General features: G+C 64.1%; 11 protein-coding genes. 9 read left to right on the top strand and 2 right to left on the bottom strand.

Features of this window, described 5'->3' with window-relative positions:
* Nucleotides 1-18: 18 nt before the first annotated feature.
* The 5 genes from FGU64_RS06575 (at nt 19) to FGU64_RS06555 (ending at nt 7129) form a co-directional block, all read left to right on the top strand.
* The gene (locus FGU64_RS06575; RefSeq protein ID WP_136352760.1) at nt 19-1677 is read left to right on the top strand and encodes an ABC transporter substrate-binding protein; all 1659 of its coding nucleotides are present in this window, start codon (nt 19-21) and stop codon (nt 1675-1677) included.
* 210 nt (nt 1678-1887) lie between these two features.
* A complete protein-coding gene (locus FGU64_RS06570) occupies nt 1888-2922 on the top strand; it encodes an ABC transporter permease (protein ID WP_136352762.1) in 1035 nt (344 codons plus the stop codon).
* 12 nt (nt 2923-2934) lie between these two features.
* Complete coding sequence (locus tag FGU64_RS06565; RefSeq protein ID WP_139951493.1) at nt 2935-4092, top strand: ABC transporter permease; 1158 nt, start codon at nt 2935-2937, stop codon at nt 4090-4092.
* A 64-nt stretch (nt 4093-4156) separates the two neighbouring features.
* On the top strand, nt 4157-6532 hold the full coding sequence (locus tag FGU64_RS06560; protein ID WP_139951490.1) for an ABC transporter ATP-binding protein: 2376 nt from the start codon (nt 4157-4159) through the stop codon (nt 6530-6532).
* 177 nt (nt 6533-6709) lie between these two features.
* Entirely contained in the window at nt 6710-7129 is a 420-nt protein-coding gene (locus tag FGU64_RS06555; protein WP_139951487.1) for a hypothetical protein, read from the top strand.
* Between the two features lie 6 nt (nt 7130-7135).
* On the opposite strand, the gene FGU64_RS06550 is transcribed toward FGU64_RS06555, so the two are convergent.
* On the bottom strand, nt 7136-7723 hold the full coding sequence (locus tag FGU64_RS06550; RefSeq protein WP_139951484.1) for a hypothetical protein: 588 nt from the start codon (nt 7721-7723) through the stop codon (nt 7136-7138).
* Nucleotides 7724-7872: 149 nt separating this feature from the next.
* Nucleotides 7873-8649, bottom strand: coding sequence for a VOC family protein (locus FGU64_RS06545; protein ID WP_139951481.1), 777 nt, complete (start codon nt 8647-8649; stop codon nt 7873-7875).
* A gap of 221 nt (nt 8650-8870) precedes the next feature.
* Here FGU64_RS06545 and FGU64_RS06540 point away from each other — a divergent pair, with 221 nt between their 5' ends.
* The 4 genes from FGU64_RS06540 (at nt 8871) to FGU64_RS06525 (ending at nt 12731) form a co-directional block, all read left to right on the top strand.
* Nucleotides 8871-10226 carry an NAD(P)-dependent oxidoreductase gene (locus tag FGU64_RS06540; RefSeq protein ID WP_139951478.1) on the top strand — a complete coding sequence of 452 codons (1356 nt, stop codon included), beginning with the start codon at nt 8871-8873 and terminating at the stop codon, nt 10224-10226.
* Nucleotides 10227-10233: 7 nt separating this feature from the next.
* A complete protein-coding gene (locus tag FGU64_RS06535) occupies nt 10234-10653 on the top strand; it encodes a GFA family protein (protein WP_246671251.1) in 420 nt (139 codons plus the stop codon).
* A 113-nt stretch (nt 10654-10766) separates the two neighbouring features.
* Nucleotides 10767-12080, top strand: coding sequence for an NAD-dependent dihydropyrimidine dehydrogenase subunit PreA (preA, locus tag FGU64_RS06530; RefSeq protein WP_139951475.1), 1314 nt, complete (start codon nt 10767-10769; stop codon nt 12078-12080).
* 135 nt (nt 12081-12215) lie between these two features.
* Nucleotides 12216-12731, top strand: a complete 516-nt coding sequence (locus tag FGU64_RS06525; protein WP_139951473.1) for an Rrf2 family transcriptional regulator — start codon at nt 12216-12218, stop codon at nt 12729-12731.
* The last annotated feature ends 8 nt before the right edge of the window (nt 12732-12739 follow it).

The raw sequence follows: 12739 nt of genomic DNA, 5'->3' as shown, positions 1-12739 counted from the left end.
CAGAAATGGGAGAAAAGAATGGTAACCTATAAGAGCAACGGCGATCACGTTCCTGGCCACATCGTCAAGATGGCGGAGCAGGCCAGGTCCGGTGAAGTCGACCGTCGCGAATTCCTGGCGATGGCGAGCATCTTCGGCGCTTCCACCGCCATGGCCTACGGCATGCTTGGCCTTGCCGCGCCGACGCCGGCGAAAGCAGCCGACGAGACACCCAAGACGGGCGGCGTGCTGAAAGTCGCCATGTCGATCAAGGATCCGAAGGACCCGCGCACGGCCGACTGGTCCGAGATTTCCAATGCCCAGCGCCAGGCGCTTGAGCCGCTGGTGAAGTACACGCGCGAATACACGTTCGAGCCCTATCTGATCGAAAGCTGGGAAATCAACGACGACGCCACCGAATACACGCTGCATGTGCGCCCGGGCGTCGAGTGGAACAACGGCGACAAGTTCACCGCCGACGACGTGATCTACAATTTCACCCGCTGGGCCGACAAGAAGGCCGAAGGCAACTCGATGCCGGGCCGTCTCGGCAGCCTGGTGGACGAGAAGACCGGCAAGCTGCGCGAAGGGTCGATCGAGAAGGTCGACGACATGACGATCAAGCTCAAGCTGACGTCGCCCGACATCGCCATCATCGCCAACCTGACCGACTACCCGGCGCTGGTCGTGCACAAGACCTTCGACGAGAAGGGCGCCAACTTCAAGAACTGCCCGATCGGCACAGGCGCCTTCGAACTGGTGTCCTACGACGTCGGCCAGAAGGTGGTCTTCAAGCGCCGCGAGACCGGCAAGTGGTGGATGGGCGACGTCTATCTCGACGGCGTCGAGTTCATCGACTACGGCACCGATCCGGCCGCGCTCGTCTCGGCCTTCGAGTCCGGCGAAGTGCAGACCAACCATGAGACGACGGCGGACTACGTCCAGATCATCGCCGATGTCGGCGCGCCCGCGTCGGAATCGGTGACGTCGGCCACCGTTTGCTCGCGCTTCAACGTCAACAACAAGCCCTACGACGACCAGAAGGTCCGCCAGGCGATGTGTCTGGCCGTCGACAATGCGGTGGTGCTGCAGCTTGGTTACGGCAATGCCGGCACGGTGGCGGAAAACCACCATGTCGCGCCGATCCATCCCGAATACGTGCAGCTGCCGCCGCTCAAGCGCGATCCCGCCAAGGCGCTGGAGATGCTCAAGGAGGCCGGCGTCGCCGACCACGAGCACGAGCTGATCTCCAACGACGAGGACTACCACAAGAACACCACCGACGCGATCGCGGCCCAGCTGCGTGACGCCGGCATCAAGGTGAAGCGCACGGTGCTGCCGGGCTCGACCTTCTGGAACGACTGGACCAAGTATCCGTTCTCGGAAACCAACTGGAACATGCGTCCGCTAGGCATCCAGGTCATCGCCATCGCCTATCGCACGGGCGAAGCCTGGAACGAGACGGCCTATGCCAATCCCGAGTTCGACAAGAAGGTCAACGAGGCGCTTGGCATTGCCGATGCGGAGAAGCGCAAGGTGCCGATGAAGGACATCGAGCAGATGCTGCAGGAGTCCGGCATCATCATCCAGCCGTACTGGCGCAAGCTCTACATCAACATCAAGCCCGAGGTGAAGAACCACGCCATGCACCCGACCTACGAATACGAATTCGGCAAGGTCTGGCTGGATCAGGCGTGATCGATCCTTCTGCGCCGGGGGAGGGGTTTTGCCCCTCTCCCTCCACGCTCGCCTTCAGCGCGATTCCAGGCGGAAACGATTTTCAGTCCGGAATTGCGAGCAGACGCCAGGGCGGGCGGTTTTCGGTTGACGGCGGCCGCTCCGGCTGCATCCTTTCAATGCGACAGGGTTGACTGCATCTGACCCCAACCCGACCGGCAGGGGGGCAACATGCTTTTCTTCATTCTGAGACGGCTGGGCACGATGCTGCTCACCATGGTGTGCCTCACACTGGTCGTCTTCTTTCTGGTCAATCTCGAGCCGAACCTGAAGAAGCTCGCGATCAGCCAGACCGAAATGCACACCAGCGCCGAGCAGCTCGAGCAGTGGCTGGTCAATCACGGCTATCGGCAGAACTTCTTCGTCCGCTACGGCCAGTGGCTCGGCGTGATCAAGAAGGCGCCGATCATCAATCCCGAGACCGGCAAGGCCGAGCAGCGCTTCTCCTTCTGTAACGATCCGGTCGAACCGGTCTATTCGGGCGTGCTGCAAGGCGACTTCGGCTGTTCGACCAAATTCAAGACCACCGCCGCGAAAAGGCTGTTCCCGGCGCTCGGGGCCACCGGCATCCTGATGTTCTGGGTGCTGGTGGTGATGATCCCGATCTCACTGCTGATCGGCATCCTGGCCGGCATGCGGGAGGGATCGCGGACCGACCGCACGCTGTCGGTCGCCTCGATTGCCACGACGGCGACGCCCGAATACGTCTCGGGCGTCATCTTCACCGTCATCTTCGCTTCGTGGCTTGGCTGGCTGAACGGCTCGGCCGCATCCGCCAGCCAGGGCATCACCTTCTATAATTTCACCCTGCCGGTGATGACGCTGGCCATCTACGGCATCGGCTACATCGCGCGCATGACGCGCGCGTCGATGGTCGAGGTGATGACCCAGCAATATATCCGAACGGCGCGGCTGAAGGGCCTGTCCTTCTCCACCGTGGTCATCAAGCACGCGCTGCGCAACGCACTGATCGCGCCGTTCACCGTCATCATGCTGCAGTTTCCCTGGCTGCTGACCGGCGTCGTCATCGTCGAGGTGATGTTCCGCTACCAGGGCTTCGGCTACATCCTGGTCGAGGCGGCCGGCAACAACGACATCGACCTTTTGCTCGGCTGCTCGCTGGCGTCTGTCTTCATCGTGCTGATCACCCAGCTCATTTCCGACGTGGGCTATGCGTATCTCAACCCGCGCATTCGCGTGCAGTAGGAAGGGGCGGCGATGGTTTCCGAATTCGTAGGTCCATTGGGCGTCATCACCGGGGTGCTGGTGCGTTTCTGGCCGGTATGGCTAGCGCTCGCGCTCGTGCTGGCGGCAAGCTTCACCTACAAGAAGCGGCTCGGTCTCTACGGCCAGCTCTTCGACAGCTATGTCGGCATCGCCGGCGTCATCATCTGCCTGTTCTGGCTGTTCACCGCCGTCTTCGCCTCCACCATCTCGCCGTTCAATCCGCTTCAGCAGATCGTGGTGATGAAGGACGCGTTGCCGGGCGCCATCGAGCCCGAAACGCACAAAGTCTTCCTGTTCGGCGGCGACAAGCTGGCGCGCGACGTGTTCTCGCGCATGGTCTACGGCAGCCAGATCGTGCTCATCATCGCGCCGGCCGCGACCGGCTTCGCGCTGATGGTCGGCATCACGCTCGGCCTGCCGGCCGGCTACTACGGCGGCAAGATCGACACGGTGCTGTCTTTCCTTGCTAATCTGGTGCTGGCCTTCCCGGTCATCCTTTTGTTCTACCTGCTGGTGACGCCGGGCATCATGGACACGCCCATTCCTTACGGCATGGCGGGCCTGTTCTTCATCTTCCCGATCATCTTCTTCTGCGTGCTGTTCTGGACGCGCTACAAGAACCGACCCGACCGGCTCTACCTGCTGCTGGGGCTGACGCTGGTCATCGGTGGCTGGATCTATGTCGGCCTCGTCTTCGACAAAGACCCGCTCAGGATCGTCCATATCGATCCCAACCAGCTCAACATCTTCGTGGCGGTGGTGTTCGCCTCATCGCCCGGCGTGTTCCGCATCGTGCGCGGCCTTACCATGGACATCAAGACGCGCGACTATGTGGCGGCGGCGCAGACCCGCGGCGAGACGCCCTGGTACATCATGCTGTGGGAGATCCTGCCCAACGCGCGCGGGCCGCTGATCGTCGATACCTGCCTGCGGATCGGCTACACGACGATCCTGCTCGGCACGCTGGGCTATTTCGGCCTCGGCCTGGCGCCCGAAAGCCCGGACTGGGGCACGGCGATCAAGGACGCCAGCCGGCTTCTGCGCCAGACCATCCACCCGGCGTTGCCGCCGACGATCGCGCTGATGTCCTTCGTGCTCGGCCTGAACCTGCTTGCCGACTCGCTGCGCGAACAGTCGCTGAAGGATTGAACGACCCGCGCGTGGGCCCGGCCCGCGGCGGAACCGACGACCAGATCAAGGATTGGAACGACCGATGAACGAGGCAGTTCGAAATCCCGCCGAACCCATCATCGAGATCGAGAACCTGTCGATCTCCTTCTTCACCCGCAAGGGTGAGATTCCAGCGGTGATGGACTTTTCCTGCGAGGTCATGCCGGGCGAGGCGATGGGCATCGTCGGCGAGTCGGGTTGCGGCAAGTCCACAGTGTCGCTCGGCATCATGCGCGACCTCTCCAACATCGGAAAGATCGTCGGCGGCCGCATCGTCTTCAAGGGCAAGGACATGGGCGAGATGTCGGAGGAGGAGCTGCGCTCCATCCGCGGCAACGAGATCGCCATGATCTACCAGGAGCCGATGGCCTCGCTGAACCCGGCCATGAAGATCGGCCAGCAGTTGATGGAAGTGCCGATCCTGCACGACAAGGTGTCGAAGGAAGAGGCCTACAAGCGCGCGCTGGAAACGGTTCGCGCCGTCAAGCTGCCAGACCCCGAGCGCATGATGCGCAGCTATCCGCACCAGCTTTCCGGCGGTCAGCAGCAGCGCATCGTCATCGCCATGGCGCTCCTATCGAAACCGGCCCTGCTGCTTCTGGACGAGCCGACGACGGCGCTGGACGTGACCGTCGAGGCCGGCATCGTCGAGCTGGTCAAGGGGCTCGGCAAGGAGTTCGGCACGTCGATGATCTTCGTGTCGCACAATCTCGGTCTCATCCTGGAGACCTGCGACCGCATCACGGTGATGTATTCGGGCGAGGCGGTCGAGACGGGCAAGATCGAGGACGTCTTCGACCGCATGCGCCACCCCTACACGCAGGGGCTGTTCCGCTCGATCCCGCTGCCCGGCGCGGACAAGAACGCGCGGCCATTGATCGCCATTCCCGGCCAGTTGCCGCTGCCGCAGGAACGGCCGAAGGGCTGCAATTTCGGGCCGCGCTGCCACCATTTCGTGGAAGGCGTGTGCAACGCCGCCGAAATCCCGATGATCCCGGTGGAAGGGCACGAAGGGCACTTCTCTCGCTGCGTGCGCTTCAACGAGATCGACTGGGCCGAGATGCCGCCCGGCGCCAAGGAAGCGAGCGAACCGGTGAAGCCCGGCGCACCGGTGCTCAAGGTCGACGACCTCAAGAAATATTATCACATCGGTTCCGGCGGCGTGTTCGGCGGCGGGCCGGGCCGTACCGTCAAGGCCAACGAGACGATCAGCTTCGAGGCGCGCGAGAGCGAGACCGTCGCCATTGTCGGCGAGAGCGGTTGCGGCAAGTCCACGCTGGCCAAGGTTCTGCTCGGGCTGGAGACGGCCAGTTCCGGCAAGGTTCTGCTCGGCAACGCGCCGATCCAGGACACGCATGTGGAGAAGCGCGACGTCGAGACGGTGTCGTCGATCCAGATGGTGTTCCAGAACCCGTTCGACACGCTCAATCCCAGCCACACGATCGGCTCGCAGATCATCCGCACGCTGGAGAAATTCGGCGTCGGCAAGACGGTGGCGGAACGCAGGCAGCGGATGCTGGAACTGCTCGACCTGGTCAAGCTGCCGCGCCAGTTCGCCGAGCGCAAGCCGCGCCAGCTGTCCGGCGGGCAGAAGCAGCGCATCGGCGTGGCGCGCGCCTTCGCCGGTGCCGCCAAGGTGGTGGTGGCCGACGAGCCGGTCTCGGCGCTGGACGTGTCGGTGCAAGCGGCCGTCACCGAGCTTCTGATGGACATCCAGCGCAAGAACGGCACGACGATGCTGTTCATCAGTCACGACCTGTCGGTGGTGCGCTACATCGCCGACCGCGTCGTCGTCATGTATCTCGGCTACATCGTCGAGCAGGGCACGACCGACCAGATATTCGCGCCGCCCTATCACCCCTATACGGAGGCGCTTCTGTCGGCGATCCCGATCGCCGACACGTCGGTGGTGAAGAAGCACATCGTACTGGAAGGCGACATTCCCTCGGCGATGAATCCGCCGAGCGGCTGCCCGTTCCAGACGCGCTGCCGCTACAAGCATCTGGTGCCGGACGGCCTGTGCGAGAAACAGGTGCCGCCGGTCAAGGACCTCGGCAACGGCCACAAGAGCCTGTGCTGGCTGTCCGACGACATCCTGGCGAAGATGGATCCCGTCATCAGCTTCGACGAGAAGCATGCCGAACAGGAAGGCGTGCCCGACGATGCACCGCGCCGCGCAGGGCCGGGCTTCACCGGGGAAGTGCCGCGGCGGCCGCATGGCAAGACCGGTACCGCCGACCTGTCGGACGACGCCGACGATGCCGAGGAAGCCGATGGAGGCGCACGGATGGGGCGCAGCGAGGGCGCCGCCCGCAAGCCGAGGAGCCGGTCGGTGCAAGTGGGCTGGGGCGGACAGTCCGACGACGCCAAGGCGCCGTCGCCGTTCGGCTCGGGAAAGCGCGGGAAGCCGAAGAAATAGGCGGGAGGACAGGGGAGATTCCGCCGCCGCGCGATCTCGAACAAGGCGGTGTTCTCTTGGGGGGAGGATATGTCGGCAACAATCGGGAACTCGGCCCGGATCGCCCGGGCGGTCTGGGCTGCGGCTGTGTTGGCGGTTCTTGCCGGTTGTGTCGCCGCACCCCAGCAACCCGTTCAGATGAACTACACCGCTGCCGAGTTCGACGCCTACAAGGGTAAAGGCGACGCAACTGTCTATGGCCAGGCGTTCTTGCGGCAGCAGGGCGGGGCCGTGGTGGTCTGTGCCGGCGAACCGGTGGTGCTGTTTCCGCACACCGCGTCGTTCGAGAAGGTGGTGGCCCTCGCGCGGCAGCATGTCCAGCCCGTGCTCGGCGATTCAGCCGATCCGCGCTTCAAGGAAGTCGCCCGCATCGCCACCTGCGACGCCCAAGGCAATTTCAGGTTTGCCGGGGTGCCTCGAGCACGATGGTACATCTTTTCGCGCGTCCGCTGGTCGGTTGGCGACTATGGCCAGCAGGGCGGCGAATTGCTGGGCGAAGTCGATACCACCGGCGGTGGCGAGCAACAGGTTCTGCTGACCGACAGCAACCGTCTGTGAGCGGCCTTATCCTCCGCAGCCCTGCAACTGGCCGGCGTATTTGCGCGCCATGTCGTCGGTGGCCTTGGCGTAGCTCTGCACGCTGGCGGGCCAGTTGCCGCGCTTGAAGCCGTTCCAGCCGAGATAATAGGCGAGGTAGAGGCGGTAGGTGTCGTTCTTGGCGACGCCGTAGGTATCGGCGGTCTTGGAATGGTACCAGCCGACGAAATCCACCGCATCGGCGAAACTGGAACGCCGCGCGCCCCAGTTGCCGCTTTCCATCTTGTACTGCGTCCAGGTGCCGTCGAGTGCCTGCGAATAGCCGTAGGCGCTGGACTGGCGCTTCCACGGGATGAAGCCCAGCAGCTTCGTACGCGGCGGCCGCGCATTGCCCTTGAAGCCGGACTCCTTGCGCACCGTCGCCATCAGCACCGGCACCGGCACGCCGTATTTGCGCTCGGTGCGGTAGGCGGCCGACTGCCAGTTGTTGAACCAGCCGTCGCGCTGGTCGAAAACCGAACAGATGTTGTTGATGTGGCGGGGCGCCGTGGCGCAGGCCGTCAGCGCCAGCAGCGGAGCGACCGCCAGAACCCGATTGAAACGCAACGCATACATGCGCTGCCTTTTAATCAAAAAGCGTGAAAGGAACCTTTCGCGGTCCGTTAACGGTTCGGTCCGGCGGCCTGAAAACGTCGAGACGGTGCGCCGGCCGGAGCCGGCGCGGGTCTGTGGCCGCTATGCGGCAGCGGATCGATCCGTTGCCCCTAGCGATGGGGCGCCGTCAGCGCGAAATGCGCGCCTTGCGGATCCTGGCATTGGACGATCCAGCTTCCGCCGGGCACTTCCATCGGTCCCATCAGAACCTTGCCGCCGCCGTCGGTCACGCGTTTGGCGGCCGCGTCGATGGCGTCGACGGTGAAATAGAACTGCCAGACCGACATCGGCATCTGTGGCGGCCGGTTCATCATGCCGCCGACCTGCTGGCCGTCGACGGAGAACAGCGCATAGATGCCCATCTCGCTCATGTCGAATTCGTTGTCCTTCTTCCAGCCGAACTGGCCGGAATAAAAGGCCATCGCCGCCTTCCAGTCGCTGGTGTAGAGCTCGTGCCAACCGACATGGCCGACCGTGCCGGGCGCGACCGGCGGCTGGTCGGGGCCGTCGGGCTGCAGCATCTGGAAAGGGGCGCCCTGCGGATCGGTAACCACCGAGAAACGGCCGACATCGGGAATGTCCATCGGCTCGCAGAAGACCGAGCCGCCGGCGGCCTTCACCGATTTCGTCGCGGCGTCGACGTCCGCGGCGTAGATGTAGCCGACCCAGGCAGGCGGCCCGCCCATCGCCTTCATCTGCTCGGGCTGGTTCATGATGCCGCCGACGCCGCGGTCGCCGGCATTCATGACGATATAGGGCTTGCCGGACATATCCGATCCGCCCCAGGCCTCGGGCCGCCAGCCGACCACGCTGGCATAAAAATCCCTGGCGGCCTCGGTGTCGGTCGTCAGCAGTTCGTACCAAAAGAAGGAAGGGGTTCTGGGCATGGCTGGCTCCTCTCGTGCGCCCGCTCGGGGGCAAACATAGGACGCGGACAAGCCAGGGAAACCGACAGGTCCGCAAATAATTTGTCGCCAAAATCATGACTATTTTTCTCATGATTTTGATGAACGGTTTCAATGTCTTGGATGGAAATTTGACCGATTGATAAAAAATCAGAACGTGCTAGCCTGCTTGAAAATCATAACAATCAAGAGCGGGAATCCTGATGGCACTCAGTCTCTACAAGGAAGGCATTGCCGGTGGGCGGCTGTCGTCCGAGCAGTATGCCGAGAATTTTTCCGACCTGCATCCGCCGCTGGACCATCACGAGGCGCTGGTCGAGGCGGACCGCTGCTATTTCTGCTACGACGCCCCGTGCATGAACGCGTGCCCGACGGCGATCGACATTCCCATGTTCATCCGCGAGATCGCCACCGGCAATCCGCTGGGCTCGGCCAAGACCATCTTCGACCAGAACATCCTCGGCGGCATGTGCGCGCGCGTCTGCCCGACCGAGACGCTGTGCGAGGAGGCCTGCGTGCGCGAGACGGCGGAAGGTAAGCCGGTGCAGATCGGCCGCCTGCAGCGCTACGCCACGGACGTGGCGATGGAAGAGGGCAAGCAGTTCTACAGCCGCGCCGCGTCGACCGGCCGTAAGATCGCGGTGGTCGGGGCGGGGCCGGCAGGCCTTGCGGCGGCGCACCGTCTGGCGCGCTATGGTCACGACGTGACGGTGTTGGAAGCGCGGCCGAAGTCCGGCGGTCTCAACGAATACGGCATCGCCGCCTACAAGAGCACCGACGCATTCGCGCAGGCCGAGGTCGACTACGTGACCGCCATAGGCGGCATCACGATAGAGAACGGCAAGGCGCTCGGCCGCGACTACCATCTCGCCGACCTGGTGAAGAAATATGACGCCGTGTTCCTCGGCATGGGGCTCGGCGGCGTCAACGCGCTGCGGGCCGACGGCGAGGATGCGGGTGGCGTCGCCAACGCGGTGGACTTCATTTCCGAACTCAGGCAGGCGAGCGACCTCGCCGGGTTGCCGGTCGGGCGGCGCGTCGTCGTCATCGGCGGCGGCATGACGGCCATCGACGCCGCCGTGCAGTCCAAGCTGCTCGGCGCCGAGGAGGTGACGATCTGCTACCGGCGCGGGCAGGAGCACATGAATGCCTCGGAGTTCGAGCAGGATCTGGCCAGCGCCAACGGCGTCACCATCCGCCACTGGATGCAGCCGAAGCGGGTGATCGCCGACGGCGGCAAGGTGAGCGGCATCGAACTGGAATACACCGCGCTCGACGGCGAAAAGCTCAAGGGCACCGGCGAGACGCTGACGCTGGCCGCCGACCAGGTGTTCAAGGCCATCGGCCAGTCCTTCGTGCCCGGGGCGCTCAACGGCTCGGGCGCTGCGATCGAACTGGAAGGCGGGCGCATCAAGGTGGACGGCGAAGGCCGCACCTCGATGGCCAAAGTCTGGGCCGGCGGCGACTGCGTGGTCGACGGCCGCGAGGACCTGACGGTTTCGGCCGTGGCGGCCGGCCGCGACGCGGCCGAAAGCATCCATCGGGTGTTGATGGGGTAGGCGCGCTATGGGCATCGAACTGGACGGCGGATGCTACTGCGGGGCCTTGCGCTACCGGATCACGGCCGAGCCCCTTCGCAAGGGACAGTGCCATTGCCGCCCGTGCCAGCATGTGTCCGGCGGCGGTCCCAACTATTTCATGGTGATCCCGGCCGAGGGCTTTGCCTATACCAGGGGCGAGCCGAAGGCTTTCCGCCGGCCTGACCTCGAAAGCCCGCGCACCCGCGAATTCTGCGGCACTTGCGGAACGCAGATCCTGACACGTCGCCCAGACATGGCGCACCCGATCGTCAAGGCTGGGACTCTGGATGATCCGAACGCCTATGTGGGGCCGGACTTCGCGATTTTTTGCGAGGAAAAAGCCGTCTTCCACCTGATCCCCGACGGCATTCCCGCCTTCGACAAGATGCCGGAGAAGCGTCCATGACGTGGCGCCGGCTGGCCATCCGGTCCAACCTGTCCGCCGAAGGCAGCGGATGCCTGAATTACAAGCGTTGTGAATAGCCGGCGGGCAGACCGCCAAGCCAAAGGACAAGACCCATGGCAGACATCCGCAACAATTTCGTCGGCATCAAGTCGCCAAACCCGTTCTGGCTGGCTTCGGCGCCGCCGACCGACAAGGCCTACAACGTCGAGCGCGCCTACAAGGCCGGTTGGGGCGGCGTGGTGTGGAAGACGCTGGGCGAGGAAGGCCCGCCGGTCGTCAACGTCAACGGACCGCGCTACGGTGCGATCTGGGGCGCGGACCGGCGTCTGCTGGGCCTGAACAACATCGAGCTGATCACCGATCGCCAGCTTCAGCTCAACCTGCAGGAGATGAAGCAGGTCAAGAAGAACTGGCCGGATCGGGCGCTGGTCGCCTCCATCATGGTGCCCTGTGTCGAGGAAAGCTGGAAGGCGATCCTGCCGGCGGTGGAAGAAACCGAATGCGACGGCATCGAGCTGAACTTCGGCTGTCCGCACGGCATGAGCGAGCGCGGCATGGGTTCGGCTGTCGGCCAGGTGCCGGAATACATCGAGATGGTGGCGCGCTGGTGCAAGCAGTATACGCGCATGCCGGTCATCACCAAGCTGACGCCCAACGTCACCGACATCAGGAAACCCGCGCGGGCGGCTCACGCCGGTGGAACGGATGCCGTGTCGCTGATCAACACGGTCAACTCGATCACGTCGGTCAATCTCGATACGTTTTCGCCCGAACCGTCGATTGACGGCAAGGGCTCGCACGGCGGCTATTGCGGCCCGGCGGTGAAGCCGATCGCGCTCAATATGGTGGCCGAGATCGCCCGCGATCCGCAGACGGCCGGCCTGCCGATCTCGGGCATCGGCGGCGTCACCACCTGGCGCGACGCTGCCGAGTTCCTGGCGCTCGGCGCCGGCAACGTTCAGGTGTGCACGGCAGCCATGACGTACGGTTTCAAGGTCGTGCAGGAGATGATCTCGGGCCTGTCGAATTGGATGGACGAGAAGGGCCATCGCTCGCTGGACGACATCATCGGCCGGGCCACGCCCAACGTCACCGACTGGCAGTATCTCAACCTCAACTACATCGCCAAGGCGCATATCGACCAGGACGCCTGCATCAAGTGCGGCCGTTGCCACATCGCCTGCGAGGACACCTCGCACCAGGCGATCACATCCATGGTGGACGGCGCGCGCCACTTCGAGGTGATGGAAGACGAGTGCGTCGGCTGCAACCTGTGCGTCAACGTCTGCCCGGTTGAAGGCTGCATCACCATGGTGCCGCTGGAAGTCGGCGCGCTCGACCAGCGCACCGGCAAGACGGTGTCGCCGGACTACGCCAACTGGACGACGCATCCCAACAATCCGATGGCCCGTCAGGCCGCGGAATAAAACTCCTCCCGGAGCAGGCGAGGCCGTCGCGTTGCGTATCGACGGTTTCGCCTGCGGGGCGGAGTTTTTCTTTGTGTCTATTGACGATAATAATTATCGAGGATATCTATTATCCATGAATAAGGAGCTGGCGTGATGAAACTGAGCGAAGGCGTGGAGGCGGCGATCCATTGCGCCGCGACGCTCGCCGGCGTCGAGGGTGGGGCGACGATGCCGGGCGCCGCGCTGGCCGAGCAGTTCGGCCTGTCAGGCAGCTACCTGCTCAAGCATTTGCAGGCGCTGACCGCCGCCGGCATCCTGGAATCCGTCCCCGGCCCCGCCGGCGGCTACCGGCTGGCGCGCGCGCCGGACCGCATTTCCCTGCTCGATATCGTGCTGGCGGTGGAAGGGCCGCAACCGGCGTTCCGCTGCGGCGAGATCCGGCGCAACGGTCCGGTTAAGCTGCCGGCGGACGCCTATGTGAAGCCGTGCGGCATCAAGGTGGCGATGCTGAGGGCCGAGCGGGCCTATCGGGCCGCGCTGGCGGAAGAAAAACTCTCCGACATCGTCGCCGACTTCATGGGCGACGCCGATCCGCGCTCGGTCGCCGCCGCCTGTGCCTTTGCCGAGCGGCATCAGCGGCCACAGAAATCCGGTTCCCCCAAGCAGTAAGAAAGGAA

Source organism: Mesorhizobium sp. 8, assembly GCF_006351905.1.
Classification (GTDB): domain Bacteria; phylum Pseudomonadota; class Alphaproteobacteria; order Rhizobiales; family Rhizobiaceae; genus Mesorhizobium; species Mesorhizobium composti.
Note: the sequence above shows the minus strand (reverse complement) of the source record. Positions and strands in the feature narration are given on the sequence as shown.